Here is a 16,964-nt window from a genome sequence, read left to right on the forward strand (position 1 = left end):
GCGTGAACCAGCTTTCCCATCTTCGAGCCGAGGCGCAGCGCGCGCCCGAAAGCGGCATCGTCGCAGTCATGAGTCATGGGCGGGGCAAGGAGGGGTTGATCCCGCTCTGGGCCGGCGAAGGCGATCTGCCAACGCCTGCCTTCATCTCCGACGCTGCCGCTGCTTCGCTTGCGGCTGGCGAGACATTTTATACGTGGCAGCGCGGTATCCCCGAACTGCGCGCGGCACTTGCGCGCTATTACGGCCGCCACTTTGGCCGCGCGTTCGCCCCCGAGGGGTTCATCGCGACGAATGGCGGCATGCATGCGATCCAGCTCGCGCTCGACGCCGTTGCGGGCCATGGCGACGAGGTGATCTACCTTTCCCCGGCATGGCCGAACTTCGCCGCTGCGGCGGGAATTGCAGGCGCCACGCCGGTGCCGGTCGTCCTTGATGCATCAGGAAATGGATGGACCTGCGACGTCGAAAAGATCGCAGCCGCGATCACACCGGCCACCAGGGCAATCTTCGTCAACACGCCGTCCAATCCAACCGGTTGGACCGCCGATCGGGAAACACTCGCTTCGATCCTCGATCTGGCGCGTGAACGCGGTCTCTGGATCGTCGCCGACGAGATTTATTCGCTGTTCTATTATGGCGGTACGCGCGCACCGTCCTTTATCGACGTGATGGACCCGGACGACCGCATCATTTTCGTTAACAGCTTCTCGAAGAACTGGGCGATGACTGGCTGGCGCGTCGGCTGGTTGAAGATACATCCCGAACTGCAGCAGGTCTTCGAGAACCTGATGCAGTATTCGATTTCGGGCGTCCCGGCCTTTCTGCAGAAAGGCGCGGTCGCGGCACTCGACGAGGGCGATGCGTTCATCGCGGAGCAGGTGGAGCGGGCGCGGGCCGCGCGCGACATCGTGTGCGACAGGCTGCGGTCCACGGGACGTGTCGAGCTTTCGCCGCCTGCCGGCGCGTTCTACGCCTTCTTCAAAATCGACGGCGTGGAAGATACCACGGCCGCGGCGTTCGATATCATCGATCGGGCTAATGTCGGACTGGCGCCCGGCACGGCGTTTGGTGTGGGTGGCGAAAGCTACTTCCGCTTTTGTTTCCACCGCCGGCTCGACGAGGTCGAGGAAGCGGTGGAACGGCTCGCCCACTGGATAGAGGCGCGCTGAACGGCCGGTTCAGCCGCCGGACTTGGCAACCACCAGCGGCACGATTCGGTCGGAACGCACAGGTTCCTGCGGCTGCGTCTCATCGCGGAACGGTATGCCGAGCGCGGTCCAGGTTTCCACCAGCGCGTCCTTCAGCGTCCCGATCAGCGCGTCGTCGTGGCACGGCGTCGGGGTGATGCGCAGGCGCTCTGTGCCGCGAGGCACCGTCGGATAGTTGATCGGCTGGATGTAGATGCCATGCTTGGCGAGCAGGCGGTCGCTCGCCATCTTGCACAGCTCCGGATCGCCGACCAGCACGGGCACGATATGCGTCTCCGACGGCATTACCGGCAGGTTCGCGGACGACAGCACGTCCTTGGTGTGCCGGGCCTGTCGCTGCTGCGCGTCGCGCTCTGCCTGCGATGTCTTCAGGTGGCGGATCGAGGCGGTCGCCGCCGCCGCGATCGAAGGTGGCAACGCGGTGGTGAAGATAAACCCTGGCGCATAGGAGCGGACGGCGTCGATCACCTCGCGGGTGCCGGTGATGTAGCCGCCGAGCGCACCAAAAGCCTTGGCAAGCGTACCCTCGATCACGTCGATGCGGTGCGCGAGCCCGTCACGCTCGGTAATGCCGCCGCCGCGCGCGCCGTACATGCCCACGGCATGCACTTCGTCGATATACGTCATGGCGTTGTATTTGTCGGCGAGATCGGCAATCGCCTCAATCGGAGCGATGTCACCGTCCATCGAATAGACGCTCTCGAAGACAATCAGCTTGGCACGCTCGCGACCGGCCTGCTGGAGCAGGCTTTCGAGATGCGCAAGATCGTTGTGGCGGAAAATTTTCTTCTCCGCGCCGGAGCGGCGCACGCCTTCGATCATCGAGGCGTGGTTCAGCTCGTCCGAGAGGATAAGGCAGTTCGGCAGCAACCTGCCGATCGTGGAGATCGACGCCTCGTTGGAAATGAAGCCCGACGTAAAGACCAGCGCGGCGTCCTTGCCGTGAAGGTCGGCCAGTTCCAGTTCCAGCTCGACCAGCGGGTGGTTGGTGCCGGAAATGTTGCGCGTGCCGCCGGCGCCGGAACCCATCGACCCGGCCGCATCCTGGGAGGCTGCTATCACCTGCGGATGCTGTCCCATGCCGAGATAGTCGTTGGAACACCACACGGTGATTTCGCGTGCATCGCCATTGGCGCGCCAGATCGCCTTGGGGAACGAACCGACGATCCGCTCCAGATCAGCAAAAACCCGATAGCGCCGCTCCGCATGGAGCTGGTCGATCGCTTCTTCGAAAAACCGCTGGTAGTTCATGTCGCCTTCCTGAAATTTCGGCCGGAAAATAGTCGGTGCGGCCAGATGCGTCCATGTCGCCCGGTCGGGCAAATTGCCACGCCGCGAAAGCGACGTTTCATGGGCTTTTGAGCTGATTCCGGAGCCGGCGCGTTGATCTCGCGCAAGCATTTGAAATTTTATTGGAACCATATCCGCTACGTTACGTTGGCGAACAGGCGGGTCACGGACGGGGGCCGGTTTCGGCTTGCCCGGTGAAACCGCTGTGTGGAAACGACAAACGGAGGTTTTGCCCAAACCGTGTGTGGAATTTGCGGAGAAGTACGCTTCGACGGCGCCCAGCCATCGACACTCGCCCAGACCAGGATGATGGAGGCGCTGGCACCACGTGGACCGGATGGAAGCGGCCTCGTGATGCACGGGAATGCAGCCCTTGCCCATCGCCGGCTTAAGATCATCGACCTGACCGAAAAGGCCCGCCAGCCAATGGTCGATGCCGAGCTTGGCCTGACCATCGCCTTCAACGGATGCATCTACAATTATCCGGAGCTGCGCCAGGAGCTGGAGCAGAAGGGCTACCGCTTTTTCTCCCACGGCGACACCGAGGTGATCCTCAAGGCGTGGCACGCCTGGGGCAAGGAATGCGTGAACCGTTTCCACGGCATGTTCGCCTTCGTGATCCACGAGCGCGACACCGGGCGCGCCGTGATGGCGCGGGACCGCTTCGGCATCAAGCCGCTCTACCTGGCTGAGACCCCGCATTCGGTGCGTTTTGCCTCTTCGCTGCCTGCGCTTTTGAAAGGGGGCGAAGTCGACACCTCGACCGACCGTCACGCGCTGCACCACTACCTCTCCTTCCACGCCGTCGTGCCGCCGCCGCGCACTATCATCAACGGCGTGCGCAAGCTGCCGCCGGCCACGATCCGCGTGATCGAGCCCGACGGACGCAAAACCGACACCGTCTACTGGTCGCCGCCCCACGAGCGCGATCCGTCGATGTCGGGCCTGTCGTCACAGGACTGGCGCGACCTTGTTCTGGATTCGCTGCGCACGGCGGTGAAGCGCCGCATGGTCGCAGACGTTCCGGTCGGCGTTTTGCTTTCGGGCGGCGTCGATTCGAGCATGATCGTCGGCCTGTTGGCAGAACAGGGTCAGCATGGCTTGATGACCTTTTCGGTCGGCTTCGAGGAAGCCAATGGCGAGAAGGGCGACGAGTTCGTCTATTCCGATCTGATCGCCAAACACTTCGAAACCGACCATCACAAGATTTTCGTGCCGTCCGAGCGCTTGATGGAGGCGCTTCCGGGCGTCTTTGCCGCCATGTCGGAACCGATGGTTTCCTACGACAATGTCGGCTTCTACCTGCTGTCGCAGGAGGTCTCGAAGCACATCAAGGTCGTGCAATCCGGGCAGGGCGCCGACGAAGTCTTCGGCGGTTATCACTGGTATCCGCCGCTGGCCGCCTCGAACGATGTCGTCGGCGATTATGCGCGCGTGTTCTTCGACCGCTCGCACGAGACGATGGCGCGCCACGTGAATCCGGACTGGCTCGTCGACGAGGATGCCAGCCGTGAACTGGTAGCCGAACACCTGCTGCGGGGCGGTGCGGATACGCCCGTGGATGCCGCTCTTCGCCTCGACAGCCAGGTCATGCTGGTCGACGATCCCGTCAAGCGCGTCGACAACATGACGATGGCCTGGGGGCTGGAAGCCCGCGTTCCGTTCCTCGACCACGAGCTGGTTGAACTGGCCGCCAAGATCCCGCCCGAGGAAAAGCTGCGCGAAAATGGCAAGGGCGTGCTCAAGGATGCCGCGCGCCTGGTGGTGCCGCACGAGGTGATCGACCGCAAGAAGGGCTATTTCCCGGTCCCTCAGCTCAAATATGTCGATGGCCCCTATCTCGACATGGTGCGGGATGCCCTGACGTCGCGGGTAGCGAAAGAGCGGGGGATTTTCCGCGAGGACTATCTGGAAACGCTATTTGCCAACCCGTCGGACCACATCACGCCGCTTCAGGGGTCCGAACTCTGGCAGGTAGGCCTTCTCGAACTCTGGATGCAGACCCATGGGGTATAGTGGAATGGCCAAGAATCCCGGGGCTGACGACCGACAGCCGCGCAGTCGGTCGGACAAGGCGCTTGCACATCGGCTCAAGCGATTGCGAGCCGAATCGATGAAGCCCCCGATGGGGCTTTCGGACGCTGAGACCGAGGCGCGGGAGGAAAACGCCTCGGTCGATTGCGGTTGGGGCAGGCTTCTGTTCGCCCAGACATTCGGGGAACCCGAAGACCTGATCGAGGCGATGCGCAAGGAAGGGCCGGAGCGGCGCGACATTGCCTTTTATGTCAGGGACCCGCACGTGCTACTCGCGGCGGCACCGCAGGAGGTCTTTCTCGACCCGTCTCATACGTTCCGCCTCGAACTTGCGACCTACCGGTCGAGTAGGCGCCAACCGCGCGGCTTCTTCGTGCGGCGGCTTTCCTCCGAATCCGACGCCCGCGCCGTGAACCGCATCTATGCCGCGCGCGGCATGGTGCCGGTGCGGCCCGATTTCTTCTGGTCCAACCGCGACAATCGCGCCATCACCTATTTCGTCGCCGAGGACGAAGCCTCCGGGGAGATCATCGGCACGGTGACCGGCATCGATCATGGCCGTGCCTTCTCCGATCCGGAAAACGGTTCGTCGCTCTGGTGTCTGGCCGTCGACCCGCAGGCGCGTCATCCCGGCATCGGAGAGATGCTCGTTCGCCGGCTGGCCGAGCATTTCTCGGCGCGCGGCGCGGCCTTTATGGATCTGTCCGTGCTGCACGACAACGATCAGGCGATCGCGCTTTACGAGAAGCTCGGCTTTCGGCGCGTGCCGGTTTTCGCCGTCAAGCGCAAGAATCCCATCAATGAGAAGCTCTATTCGAGCCCGCTCGCGGAATACGACGCGCTTAACCCTTACGCCCGCCTGATCGTTGACGAGGCTCGGCGTCGGGGCGTTCATGTGGAGATCACCGATGCCGAGGGCGGTTTCTTTCGCCTCTCTCAAGGCGGGCGGTCGGTCCATTGCCGCGAAAGCTTGTCGGAACTAACCTCCGGCGTGGCCATGTCCATCTGCGACGACAAGGCCGTCACCCGCCGCGTGGTCGAGAATGCCGGCCTTGTGGTACCCGAGCAGATGGTGGCCGAAGACGACGCCAAGGCGCTGAAGGCCTTTCTGAAGAAGCACGGCAGCGTTGTGGTGAAACCGGCGCGCGGTGAGCAGGGCAGGGGCGTCGCGGTCGGGCTCGAAACGCTGGAAGATATCGAGCGTGCCATCGCAGCCGCTCGCGAGATTTGCGACCGCGTTCTCGTCGAGGCCTGCTTTGCGGGCGAGGATCTGAGGCTTGTCGTCATCGACTTCAAATTGGTCGCGGCAGCGGTGCGCCGTCCGCCACGCATTGTGGGCGATGGAAGGCAAAAGATACGCAGCCTGATCGAAAGCCAGTCGCGCCGCCGCGCCGCCGCCACCGGCGGTGAAAGCCGCATCCCGGTCGACGCTGAAACGGAACGCTGCCTCGCCGCTGCGGGCCTTACACTGGACTCCGTGCTAAAGAAGGGCGAGGATATCGTCGTGAGGAAAACGGCGAATCTGCATACGGGCGGCTCCATCCACGACGTCACCGGCATCGTTCATCCACGCTTGGTCGAGGCGGCGGTGGCGGCCGCGCGCGCGATCGACATCCCCGTCGTGGGCATCGATTTCATGGTGCGTTCGCCGAGCGAGCCAGACTACGTCTTCATCGAGGCGAACGAGCGGCCTGGACTTGCCAACCACGAACCGCAGCCGACGGCGGAGCGTTTCCTAGACCTGCTGTTCCCGCTCTCGGGGCACAGGGCTGCTGCACAGGCACTCGGCAAGCTCTAATGGCAATCGACGAAGCTTATCTGCTAGCGCAACTCAAGGCGCTTCTGGAGATCGACAGCCCTACCGGCTACACGGATCAGGTCGTCCACTACTGCTCGCAGGAACTGGAGCGCCTTGGTCTTAAACCGGAACTGACCCGGCGCGGCGCGATCCGCGCGGTGCGTCAGGGAAGCCGGCGCAAGGGCGCCCGCGCCATCGTCGCCCACCTCGACACGCTTGGCGCGCAGGTCAAGCTTGTGAAGGACAACGGGCGGCTGGAACTGGTGCCGATCGGACACTGGTCGGCGCGTTTCGCAGAAGGCGGTCGCGTGACGCTCTACAGCGAGCAGGGCAGTTTCCGTGGAACCGTTTTGCCGCTGAAGGCGTCCGGTCACACATTCAACGACGATATCGATACGCTGCCAATCGGCTGGCCCAATGTCGAGCTGCGCATTGATGCGGTGACACAGTCCCGCGCCGAGACGCGCGCGATGGGCATTGATGTTGGCGATTTCGTCGCCTTCGACACCGGCGCGGAGTTCCTCGACAACGGCTTCATCAATTCGCGCCATCTGGATGACAAGGCCGGCGTCGCCATCGCGCTGGCGGCACTGGAGTCGCTGGAACGGGAAAACGTCACGACGCCTGTTGACGTGCATTTCCTCTTCACCATCGCTGAAGAGGTGGGTGTGGGCGCTGCGGCTATCGTTACCTCGGAGATCGCATCGATGGTGACGATCGATAACGGCACGACAGCCCCCGGCCAGAATTCATCCGAGTTCGGCGTCACGATCGCCATGGCCGATCAGGCCGGTCCCTTCGACTATCACCTGACGAAGAAGCTGGTCGATCTATGCCGCGAGGAGGACATCCCGTTCCAGAAGGACGTGTTCCGCTATTATCGGTCGGATTCGGCCTCGGCCATCGAAGCGGGCCATGACGTGCGCACCGCGCTGATTGCGTTCGGCATCGATGCCTCTCACGGCTACGAGCGGATTCACACACACGCGCTGACATCGGTGGCGTCGCTGACGGCTGCCTACGCGTCGAGCCCGCTGGAGATTGCGCGCGATGTCAAGGACGTGTCAGGGCCGGAAGGCTTTCCGAGCCAGCCGACCGAAGAGGCCAGCCAGCCCGACTTCGATCCCGAGAAGATCGCCGGCGCGGAGTAGGCGGCGTCAGCGCTGCACGATGATACGCGTGTTCTTCAGGCCTTTGCGCCGCGTCATCTCGAACAGAACCCTGGCATTTTCCGGATGCAGGCGAATGCAGCCTGAAGATGCCGGTCGGCCGAGCCGGCTGATCTGGTCGGTGCCGTGCACGGCGTAATTGCCATTGTAGAAGATAGAGTACGGCATCGGCGCGTTGTTGTAGCGGCTGGACCGATGGTTCTTGGAAAGCCACTTGGCGGACCAGGTTCCCGAGGGGGTCACCTTGCCCGCGCGGGCCGTCGAAACCTTCCAGCGATATTTGACCTTGCCGCCATGCAGCACCGTCATGGTCTGGGTCGAGATGTCGACCTTGGCGACGATCGTCGCTGCTTCTGCCGTTGATGGCGCGCCGATAGCTATAGCTGACGCGAGTGCGATACCTGCAATCAGTTTCATTTCTGCCCTAAGCCCCATTTATGCCGAGAACAGGATAGTCGCTTCCAAATATAGCGACAATTCATTTTCGCGTTATGAAGAAAAAGGCTTAATAACCGCTTGCGTTGCAGCGCTGTGAGAGATCGAGGTCTCGCCGCGGTCTTGCGACGGCCAAAAATCAGACGCTCGGATATAAGTCGGAACACCGGGGGATCAGCGCGCGGTCGCATGTTGCCTAACGTGGTGCTGTCACAGCACGGCCGCGCAACAGACGTACCGGGAGGAATACCGCGCTGGCCCGCAAGGGAGGACCGAAAGCATGAAACTGAAACTCATCAGTACTGTCGCAGCGCTCGCGATCCTCGCGCCCGCCGCGGCATTGGCACAGGACGATACGATCAAGATTGGTCTGATGGCGCCGCAGGAAGGCGTCTTCACCGAGCCCGGCAATGACGGTATCCGTGGTTTCGAGCTCGCGCTGAAGAAGTTCAACGGCGAGATCAACGGCAAGAAGATCGAATGGGTGCTCGGCCCGACCGACGCCACGCCGGATCGCGCGGTGCGCGAGGCTCGCAAGCTCATCGAGCAGGACCAGGTCGATTTCATCATCGGGCCGCTGTCGGGCTCCGAAGGCCTGGCGCTGCGCGACTACGCGAAGACCATCCCCGGCAAGACGATCATCAATGCCGCGTCGGGCGCGCTTGAAACGACCTATGTCGATCCGGCGCCGAATTTCTTCCGCTTCCATCCGGACGGCGCGCAGTGGGGCTATGGCCTTGGCAGTTATGTCGTCAACGAAAAGGGCTGGAAGAAGGTCGCCACCATCGCGGCCGACTATTCGTTCGGCTACACCAACTTCATGGGCTTCGCGGTCGACTTCTGTAAGGCCGGCGGCGAGATCGTGGAGCGCTTCTGGCTGCCACTGGGCAGTGGCGACTTCGCGTCGATCATCGCGGCTCTGCCCTATGACGTCGATGCCATCTATCTCGGTGTCGGCGGCACGGATGCCATCAACTTCCTGAATCAGTACGAGCAGGCCGGCGGCGATACCAACATCATCGGCGGCACGATCATGGTCGACCAGACGGTTCTGACGGCGCGCGGGCGCGCTAAGGAAGCACTGATCGGCACGCCGAGTTCCGGCGTTCAGGCGGACGACTGGCAGGACGAGAACTGGCAGGCTTATGTGAAGGCCTATCAGGAAGCGTTCCCGGACGGGCTGCCCACGCCGTCGCTGTTTGCCACCAACTACTACAACTCGACCATGGGTGCGCTGATGGCGCTTGAGGCGATCGACGGCGAACTCGACGATGACCAGGCGAACTTCCACGCCGCCCTTTCGGCGGTGGAGATGGATACGCCGAACGGCCACATCAAGCTCGACGAAAACCGTCAGGCTATCGGCTCGGTGTTCATCACCGAAGTGGTCGAAGGCGACGACGGCGAACTCTACAACACGTTCAAGGCCAAGGTCGACAATGTCGACCAGAAGCTCGGCATGACCAAGGAAGAGTTCGATGCTATCGGCCTTCCTTCCCGCGATACGCCGGATTGCGCGGCGTTGAATCCGTAACGCGAATGCCAGCGGGCAGGGTTCGATCCCTGCCCGTCGGCTCTCTTCGGACAGATTCATTCAGCAGGGCGGACGACACTCACCGCGCCGTCGCCCGGCGGAGCGCGTTGCCATGTCGCTCATCAGCTACGTGACCAAGATTCACTTCGCGGAGAACGTCCTGGAGGACGCGCTCGAGGCCGAACTGGAGCGGCTCGGTCTGTGTCGGCCGATGATCGTTTCAGACAATGGTACCTCGCGGCGCAATGTGCTGGATCGGCTGCTCGCAGCCGTGCCACGGCCGGTTTCCCCAACTGTCTACGAAAGCGGATGCTGCCGGGCAACGGAAGAGGCCTGTGCCGAGGCCGCGAACCTCTATCTCGATTGCGAGGCGGATGGCCTGATTGCGTTCGGCGGGGCGGCCGCTTTCAACCTGACGAAGGCCGTCGCGCTGCGCGTGAGCCATGATGGCGCTTTGCGAAACTATGCCGGCACGGAAGGCGGCAGGCCGCGCATCCTCGACATCATCCCGCCGATGATCGCGATACCGACAATCGCGGGCTCCTGCGCCGAAACCGTCGGCATTGCGGTTGTGTCCCTTCGCGACGGTTCCAATGTTTCGTTTGTTAGCCAGTTCCTGACGCCGCGCGTAGTGATATGCGATCCGACGCTGACGCTTGATTTGCCTGCCGGCGATACGGCCGCTGCCGGCATGGACGCTCTGACCCACTGCCTCGAGACCTATATTTCCACCGCGTACAACCCACCGGCAGATGGCATCGCACGGGACGGACTACGCCGGGCTCTGGCCCATCTGGAGCGCGCCGTCGCCGACGGCAGCGATCTCAACGCCCGCCGCGAGATGATGGCGGCAGCGCTCAACGGCGCGCTGGCCAACCAGAAGGGGCTCGGCGGCGTTCATGCCATGAGCCACGCGCTGAGCGGCGTGGTCTCCGGCGCGCTGGACCACGGCGCGACCAACGCGGTGCTGCTGCCTCTTGTGCTCGAGTTCAACGCACCGGCCGTTGCCCACCGCTACGAGGACATCAAGCGCGAATTCCGGCTTCCGGCCAGGGCCAATCTGCCTGAGGCGATCGTTCGGCTGCGCGAAAGCATTGCGCTGCCGTCACGGCTTGGCGACATCGGCGTGGCGGGCGGCGACTTGCCGCGCGCGGCGACCCTGGCCGCTGCCGATTATGCCAATCGGACCAATCCGCGTCATGCCGGCGCGCACGACTATCTTTCCATGCTGCAGGCCGCATTATGAGCCGTCTTTCTGACGTTGCGTCATGGGGGCTGGACTCGGCCGCAGGCTGGATTACAGTGAAAGAAAAATCCGCATCCCGAAAAATTGCGGAAAGGGAGGAGCATGAGCACCGCGTTGGCAGTGCATCACGGGCCATTCGGTCGCGTGGCGCTGTACAATCTTGATCGTTCGCTGGCCCTGCATGCGCACAGGGAAGGCCATCTGATCTTTCACATCCAGGGCCCCGCCGCGTCCATCAGGATCGATGAGGACATCTACCCGCTGTCCGGCGGCCAGGCTGTAGCAATCAGCCCATGGCAGCCGCACAACTACATGTCGCTGGATCACGACGAACCGTCGCTCTTTCTCACTCTGTACATAAAGCCGTTCTGGTTTCTCGAGGCGAGTCGCCAGGCCAATGCCGCGCTGCGCTTCGGGCGCAGCCCGATCGATGTGACGGAACAGATCTGCCGCCTGTCGCTGCAGGTATCGTCCGCCATGCTTGAGGATGCGGACGACAGCTTCGTCGCCGGCTATCTCTACGAGCTGACGCAGGCCTGCTTCGACCAGTCGTGGCAGTGGGTCGCGGAGGGCGCGACCTTCACCCGCTGCGCCCCGCCCGTGCGGGACTTCCGCGTGCGCAATTCGGTCAAGCTGATGCAGCATCGCGTCAGCGAGCGCATCGTCCTCGACGAAATCGCCAAGGACTCCGGCCTGTCGCGGCCGCACTTCTACAAGCTCTTCCGCCAGCAGGTGGGCATCACGCCCAATATCTACCTGAACACCCTGCGCATGGAGAGCGCGCTTCAGCGTCTGACGACATCGCACGACGCCGTTACGGATATAGGTCTCGATCTCGGCTTCTCCTCTCAGGCGAGCTTTACGCGCTTCTTCATCGCCAATGCCGGCATCGCGCCGAGCGACTATCGGCGCGTCGTTCATTTCGCCGGCGTTGCCTGACGGAAGCATTTCCGTCGACGGCAGTCGGTTTTGGCGATGATTGGCGACAGCAAGAGACTGTCGGGTATGCGCGATCGCGCATCTTGCGCTTAGCTTGACGACGAACAGATGCGATGCGGCTCTAGGGAGGAGAGTATCGGCATGATCGACAGTCGAGTGCGACCGTTGTCGGAAGACCGGTCCGGGAGGTCGGGTTGAGCGGCTTTGTCCAGCGCAACCCTATCTGGACGGTAATCATTGCCGTGCTCGTCGCCGCTTTCGCCTGGGCCGTGGTGGCACCCTGGCCGCCCGGCATGGAGGCGATTGTCGGGCGCAAGCAGATCTTCCTCAATGCGCTTTTCAACGGCATCACGCTGGGCGCGCTCTATTTCCTCGTGGCAAGCGGCTTCACCCTCATCTTCGGCCTGATGAAGAACGTGAACCTCGCGCATGGTTCGCTCTATTTGCTGGGGGGCTACATCGGCTACGAATTCGCGGAAGCGACGGGATCGTGGCTCGGAGCCTTCGTCGTTTCCTTCGTTATCGTCGCGCTGCTCGGCATCGTCCTGCAATATGTCGTCTTCCGGCGGATGGAGGGCGAGGATCTGCGCCAGACGCTGGTGACGATCGGCATCTCGATCGTGCTGGCCGATTTGATGCTGTGGCGCTGGGGGAGCCATTCCTACCAGATACTGTCGCCCGATTTCCTGAGCGGGCCGACCACGCTGCCCCTGATTGCCGGCGTGCGCGGCGATGGCGAGATCGTCTATCTGAGATTCCCGGCAGTACGCATCGCCATTCTTGTCGCTTCCATCGTGCTTGGCGCGCTGATGTGGCTGGCGCTCAACCGGACCCGCATCGGCATGCTGATCCGCGCAGGTGTCGACGACCGCGACATGCTTGCTGCCTCCGGCGTACGTATCCAGTATGTCTTCGTGCTGGTCTTTGCCTTCGGGGCGGGGCTTGCGGGCATGGCGGGCATCGTCGGCGGAACCTTCCAGTCGGTCGCGGCCGGCGAGGACATGCGTTTCCTGCTCGCCTCGCTCGTCGTCGTTATTGTCGGCGGGATGGGATCGATCTTCGGGGCAGCGCTCGGCGCGTTGCTCATCGGCCTCGCCGAACAACTCGGCTCCGTCTACGCGCCGACCTATTCGGTCGTTCTCACCTTCCTCATCATGGCGCTCGTGCTGGCATTTCGCCCGCAGGGCCTCCTGGGGCGCTGAGCCATGGCCGCGGTGGACCCGACCAGCGTCGAAAGAGGCAGGAGGGCGGCCAGGACCGGGCAAGCCTCGGACGTGCCGGCCTGGCTCCAGGGTCTGCCCGTCTCCTGGTGGGTCGTCGGCGTCATCCTTCTTTTCATGCCGGTCGTCGCCAATGATTTCATCCTGTTCCAGATCTTTGGCTGGGGCTTTATCCTCGGCATGATCGCGCTCAGCCTGATGTTTTTGGGCGGATATGGTGGCATGGTCAGCCTCGCGCAGATGTCGATCGCAGCCCTTGCCGGCTACATGATCGCCATACTTGGCAGCAGCGGCGTGCAGACCATCAGCCTCAACTGGCCGTGGTGGCTGGCGATCCCGGTGGCGATCTTCATCGCGGCCGCATTCGCCACCATGATCGGCGCGCTCGCGGTACGCACCGAGGGCATCTACACGATCATGATCACGCTCGCGATCGCGGCCGCCTTCTTCTATTTCACGCGTCAGAACTACACGATCTTCAACGGCTATACCGGCTTTGCCAACGTGGTCCCGCCGGACCTGTTCGGCATCAACTGGCGCCGTTCCGTGCCTTTCTACTACCTGTCGCTGGCGTGCGCGGTCATCGCCTATTGCGTCGTGGTCTACGTGTCCCGCTCACCCTTCGGGCTTGCCCTGCAAGGCGTTCGCGACAATCCCCGCCGCATGGCCGCCCTCGGCTTCAACGTTTTCGCGCACCGCGTCTTCGCCTACACGTTTGCGGGCGCTATCGCCGCCGTCGCCGGCATTCTGATGGCCTGGCAGAACGCGCAGATATCGCCGGGCACAGCAGGCTTGCCGGCGGTCATCGACATCCTCGTCATCGCCGTCGTCGGTGGCATGAAGCGGCCGATTGGCCCGTTTATCGGCGCGCTGATCTACGTCGTCCTACGCACTTTCGCGCCGGACATCCTGCTAACGCTCGGTCTTTCGGGCGATCGTTTCAAGCTGCTGATCGGCCTCGGCTTCCTGGCCATCGTCTACTGGTCGCCGGATGGTGTGCTCGGGCTGTGGGAGCACTGGCGCGCTCGCCGCGCCAAGGCAGGTGATCCGCTGACACGTGGCGGAGACGCGCAATGAGCCCGGCCGCCAGCACCGTGGAACCGCGCAGCGTGGGCGATCTCCTGAACGCGACCGGCAGCGGCAATGCGCTGGAACTGCGCGGTGTCACCCGCATGTTCGGTGCACTCGCGGCGCTGACCGATGTAACGCTGACCGTCAAGCCCGGCGAACGGCGTGGCGTTTTGGGCTCCAACGGTGCCGGCAAGACGACGCTGTTCAACTGCGTTACCGGCGATTTCCTGCCCACATCGGGCACGATCCGCCTGTTCGGCGAGGACGTGACCCGTTTTCCGGCACACGAACGCATCCGCCGCGGGTTGCGACGCACCTACCAGATATCGCTGCTGTTCGGCGGCCTCACCGTGCTGGACAATGTCTACCTCGCATGCCGGGGCGTCTCGCGCGGCCGTTTCTCGCTGGTGCGCCCGCGCCGCAACGACGCGCTGATGCAGTCGGCTTTCGAGCTCATCGAGGCCGTGCACCTGAGCGATGTCGCCGAGACGCTGGTGGCCGAGCTTTCCTACGGCCAGCAGCGGCAGCTCGAAATCGCGCTGGCGCTGGCCGGTGCGCCCCGCTTCATCCTGTTCGACGAGCCTGCTGCCGGCCTTTCGCCGACCGAGCGAGCCGACCTTGTGGCAATCCTCACCAGCCTGCCGAGGCATATCGGCTTCATCATCATCGAGCACGACATGGACGTCGCGCTGCGCGTCGCAGAGAGCGTTTCGATGATGCACAACGGCCGCATCTTCAAGGAAGGCCTGCCGAGCGAGATCGAGAACGATCCCGAGGTGCAGGAACTTTACCTCGGAGGCGGCCATGGCTGAACGCCAGGGGGAGAGACGGCGCATAGGCCAGCCGACGCTCGAGATACGCGGGCTCAATGTCTATTACGGCGCTTCGCACGCCTTGCAGGGCGTCGAACTGACACTCGACAGCGGCGTGGTCTCGGTTGTCGGCCGCAACGGCATGGGCAAGACCACGCTGTGCAACGCGATCATGGGTCTGGTGCCCGTGTCCAGCGGATCGATCACCTTCGCCGGGCAGCAACTGGTCGGTCTTACCCCGTCGCGTATCGCGCAGCTCGGCATCGGCTATGTGCCGCAGGGACGCCGCCTTTGGCGTTCGCTCACGGTCGATGAACACCTGCGCATGGTGGGCGCGGGCAGGAGCGGCGCCTGGACCATCGACCGTGTCTATTCGACCTTCCCGCGCCTTGCCGAGCGGAAGACCAATGGCGGCGGGCAGCTTTCGGGCGGCGAGCAGCAGATGCTGGCCATCGCGCGCGCGCTGCTGGTCAATCCGAAGCTCCTGGTCATGGACGAACCGACGGAGGGCCTCGCGCCGGTCATCGTCAATCAGGTCGAGGAAATCCTGCTGCATATCGGCGAGGAAGACGGCATCGACGTTCTCGTCATCGAGCAGAACATCGGCGTGGCGACGGCGGTGGCCGAGCGTGTCGGCATCATGGTCAACGGTCGCATCAACCGCGTGATCGATTCTGCCCAGCTCGCCACAGACCGCGATCTGCAGCAGCGGCTCCTGGGCGTCGGCCGCCATTCGGAGGATGACGGGCGACGCCAGGCCCCGACGGACACGGAAGGCGAGGCGCCTCAAGCCGCCGTTCAGCCGTCTGCGCAGAAAGTCTACCTTTCCAATCCGATCGTGCCCACACGTTGGTCCCGGCCGGTGCCGCGCCGGCAGATCATTCAGTCGGCACGTACGGTCAGCGGCACCACCGGGCAGGCGGCAGCGCGCGGGCTCCCTGAACTGCGGCCGCTCGCCACGCCCGGTGAGCAGGTGGTGATCGTTGCCGGCACGCTCGATACGAAAGGCGAGGAACTGCGCTTCATGCGCGACCTCATCCGCGAAGCCGGGCTGCCCGTGCGCATGGCCGACCTTTCCACTGCCGGCCGTCATTCCGGCGCGGAGATTCCAGCCCATCAGATCGCGGCCTATCATCCGCGCGGCGCAAGCGGCGTCTTCTCCAGCGATCGTGGCGAGGCCGTCGCCGGCATGACGCTCGCCTTCGAACGTTGGATCCGCCGCCAGTCGGGCATTGCCGGCATCATCGCGGCAGGCGGATCGGGCGGCACGGCGATGGTGGCGCCTGCCATGCGAGCGTTGCCCGTCGGCGTGCCCAAGATCATCATCTCCACCATCGCGTCGGGCGACGTCTCGCGTTATGTCGGCGCGGCCGACATCACGATGATGCATTCGGTCGCCGACGTTCAGGGCCTCAATTCGATCACGCGGCAGGTGCTGGCCAACGGCGCCAACGCGCTTGCCGGCATGGTGCGGGCGCGCCGGGATACGCAGCAGCAGTCCGGGCGCGACGATCGGCCTGCGGTCGCGCTCACCATGTTCGGCGTCACGACGGCCTGCGTGCGCCAGATCGCGGCGGAGCTTGAAAGCGACCACGACTGCCTCGTCTTTCACGCCACTGGCACCGGTGGTCAGTCGATGGAGAAGCTGGTCGAGTCCGGCCAGCTAGAAGGCGTGATCGACGTCACCACCACCGAGGTTTGTGACATGCTGGTGGGGGGCGTCTTTCCGGCGACGGAAGACCGCTTCGGCGCGATGATCCGCGCGCGCATGCCCTATATCGGCTCGGTCGGCGCGCTCGACATGGCGAACTTCCGCGCTTTCGAGACGGTGCCGGAGGCCTTCCGCAGCCGCAACCTCTACCGGCACAATCCGGAAATCACCTTGATGCGCACCACGCCTCAGGAAAACACGGCCATGGGGCGCTGGATCGGCGAGCGGTTGAACCGAATAGAAGCGCCGGTGCGTTTCTTCCTGCCGGAAGGTGGCGTCTCCGCGCTCGATGCGCCCGGCCAGCCTTTCCATGACCCGGCGGCCGACGAGGCGCTGTTCGCGGCTTTGGAAGGCACGGTGCGCCAGACCTCGACACGGCAGCTCATCCGCCTGCCGCATCACATCAACGCCCCTGAATTCTCCGCCGAGATCGTGAAGGCCTACCGGACGCTGCATGGCGGCGGACGGCCGCAGCGGCGGGCAAAGGTTAGGTAGCA

The 16,964-nt window shown here is 63.7% G+C and carries 13 protein-coding genes; 11 read left to right on the forward strand and 2 right to left on the reverse strand.

What is annotated here, in order from left to right; all coding sequences use genetic code 11:
- Nucleotides 1-2: 2 nt before the first annotated feature.
- Nucleotides 3-1,169 (forward strand): pyridoxal phosphate-dependent aminotransferase, encoded by a 1,167-nt coding sequence (locus tag ACVJNE_RS09710; RefSeq protein WP_499565073.1) that lies wholly within the window; start codon nt 3-5, stop codon nt 1,167-1,169.
- 9 nt (nt 1,170-1,178) lie between these two features.
- Here the strand turns inward: ACVJNE_RS09710 and hemA are convergent, their stop codons facing one another.
- Nucleotides 1,179-2,459: a 5-aminolevulinate synthase gene (hemA, locus tag ACVJNE_RS09715; RefSeq protein WP_499565075.1), complete on the reverse strand. Its 1,281-nt coding sequence runs from the start codon at nt 2,457-2,459 to the stop codon at nt 1,179-1,181.
- 279 nt (nt 2,460-2,738) lie between these two features.
- On the opposite strand from hemA, the gene ACVJNE_RS09720 reads away from it, so the two are divergent.
- Genes ACVJNE_RS09720 through ACVJNE_RS09730 form a run of 3 tightly spaced genes read left to right on the forward strand, consistent with a single transcriptional unit; the run spans nt 2,739 to nt 7,481 of the window.
- A complete protein-coding gene (locus ACVJNE_RS09720) occupies nt 2,739-4,514 on the forward strand; it encodes an N-acetylglutaminylglutamine amidotransferase (protein WP_499565077.1) in 1,776 nt (591 codons plus the stop codon).
- Nucleotides 4,515-4,518: 4 nt separating this feature from the next.
- The gene (ngg, locus tag ACVJNE_RS09725; protein ID WP_499565079.1) at nt 4,519-6,330 is read left to right on the forward strand and encodes an N-acetylglutaminylglutamine synthetase; all 1,812 of its coding nucleotides are present in this window, start codon (nt 4,519-4,521) and stop codon (nt 6,328-6,330) included.
- A complete protein-coding gene (locus ACVJNE_RS09730) occupies nt 6,330-7,481 on the forward strand; it encodes an osmoprotectant NAGGN system M42 family peptidase (protein ID WP_499565080.1) in 1,152 nt (383 codons plus the stop codon). Before ngg ends, ACVJNE_RS09730 begins: the two co-directional genes overlap by 1 nt.
- A gap of 6 nt (nt 7,482-7,487) precedes the next feature.
- Here the strand turns inward: ACVJNE_RS09730 and ACVJNE_RS09735 are convergent, their stop codons facing one another.
- Nucleotides 7,488-7,916: a L,D-transpeptidase gene (locus ACVJNE_RS09735; protein ID WP_499565082.1), complete on the reverse strand. Its 429-nt coding sequence runs from the start codon at nt 7,914-7,916 to the stop codon at nt 7,488-7,490.
- A 298-nt stretch (nt 7,917-8,214) separates the two neighbouring features.
- On the opposite strand from ACVJNE_RS09735, the gene ACVJNE_RS09740 reads away from it, so the two are divergent.
- The 7 genes from ACVJNE_RS09740 (at nt 8,215) to ACVJNE_RS09770 (ending at nt 16,962) form a co-directional block, all read left to right on the forward strand.
- Nucleotides 8,215-9,468 carry an ABC transporter substrate-binding protein gene (locus tag ACVJNE_RS09740; protein ID WP_368802229.1) on the forward strand — a complete coding sequence of 418 codons (1,254 nt, stop codon included), beginning with the start codon at nt 8,215-8,217 and terminating at the stop codon, nt 9,466-9,468.
- 112 nt (nt 9,469-9,580) lie between these two features.
- Nucleotides 9,581-10,714 (forward strand): iron-containing alcohol dehydrogenase, encoded by a 1,134-nt coding sequence (locus ACVJNE_RS09745; protein ID WP_499565084.1) that lies wholly within the window; start codon nt 9,581-9,583, stop codon nt 10,712-10,714.
- A gap of 102 nt (nt 10,715-10,816) precedes the next feature.
- A complete protein-coding gene (locus ACVJNE_RS09750) occupies nt 10,817-11,653 on the forward strand; it encodes an AraC family transcriptional regulator (RefSeq protein WP_499565086.1) in 837 nt (278 codons plus the stop codon).
- Between the two features lie 194 nt (nt 11,654-11,847).
- Nucleotides 11,848-12,855 carry a branched-chain amino acid ABC transporter permease gene (locus ACVJNE_RS09755; RefSeq protein ID WP_499565088.1) on the forward strand — a complete coding sequence of 336 codons (1,008 nt, stop codon included), beginning with the start codon at nt 11,848-11,850 and terminating at the stop codon, nt 12,853-12,855.
- 3 nt (nt 12,856-12,858) lie between these two features.
- Nucleotides 12,859-13,950, forward strand: coding sequence for a branched-chain amino acid ABC transporter permease (locus tag ACVJNE_RS09760; protein WP_444727206.1), 1,092 nt, complete (start codon nt 12,859-12,861; stop codon nt 13,948-13,950).
- Nucleotides 13,947-14,756, forward strand: coding sequence for an ABC transporter ATP-binding protein (locus ACVJNE_RS09765; protein ID WP_173187079.1), 810 nt, complete (start codon nt 13,947-13,949; stop codon nt 14,754-14,756). Before ACVJNE_RS09760 ends, ACVJNE_RS09765 begins: the two co-directional genes overlap by 4 nt.
- A complete protein-coding gene (locus tag ACVJNE_RS09770; RefSeq protein WP_499565090.1) occupies nt 14,749-16,962 on the forward strand; it encodes an ABC transporter permease in 2,214 nt (737 codons plus the stop codon). The genes ACVJNE_RS09765 and ACVJNE_RS09770 overlap by 8 nt, the downstream gene beginning before the upstream one ends.
- Nucleotides 16,963-16,964 lie beyond the last annotated feature (2 nt).

It is taken from the genome of Mesorhizobium sp. DxT, assembly GCF_058448885.1.

Coding starts and splice junctions, on each gene's coding strand:
- hemA (WP_499565075.1), bottom strand. CDS start 2,459: ATGAACTACCAGCGGTTTTTCGAAGAAGCGATCGACCAGCTCCATGCG.
- ngg (WP_499565079.1), top strand. CDS start 4,519: ATGGCCAAGAATCCCGGGGCTGACGACCGACAGCCGCGCAGTCGGTCG.
- ACVJNE_RS09730 (WP_499565080.1), top strand. CDS start 6,330: ATGGCAATCGACGAAGCTTATCTGCTAGCGCAACTCAAGGCGCTTCTG.
- ACVJNE_RS09735 (WP_499565082.1), bottom strand. CDS start 7,916: ATGAAACTGATTGCAGGTATCGCACTCGCGTCAGCTATAGCTATCGGC.
- ACVJNE_RS09740 (WP_368802229.1), top strand. CDS start 8,215: ATGAAACTGAAACTCATCAGTACTGTCGCAGCGCTCGCGATCCTCGCG.
- ACVJNE_RS09745 (WP_499565084.1), top strand. CDS start 9,581: ATGTCGCTCATCAGCTACGTGACCAAGATTCACTTCGCGGAGAACGTC.
- ACVJNE_RS09750 (WP_499565086.1), top strand. CDS start 10,817: ATGAGCACCGCGTTGGCAGTGCATCACGGGCCATTCGGTCGCGTGGCG.
- ACVJNE_RS09760 (WP_444727206.1), top strand. CDS start 12,859: ATGGCCGCGGTGGACCCGACCAGCGTCGAAAGAGGCAGGAGGGCGGCC.
- ACVJNE_RS09765 (WP_173187079.1), top strand. CDS start 13,947: ATGAGCCCGGCCGCCAGCACCGTGGAACCGCGCAGCGTGGGCGATCTC.
- ACVJNE_RS09770 (WP_499565090.1), top strand. CDS start 14,749: ATGGCTGAACGCCAGGGGGAGAGACGGCGCATAGGCCAGCCGACGCTC.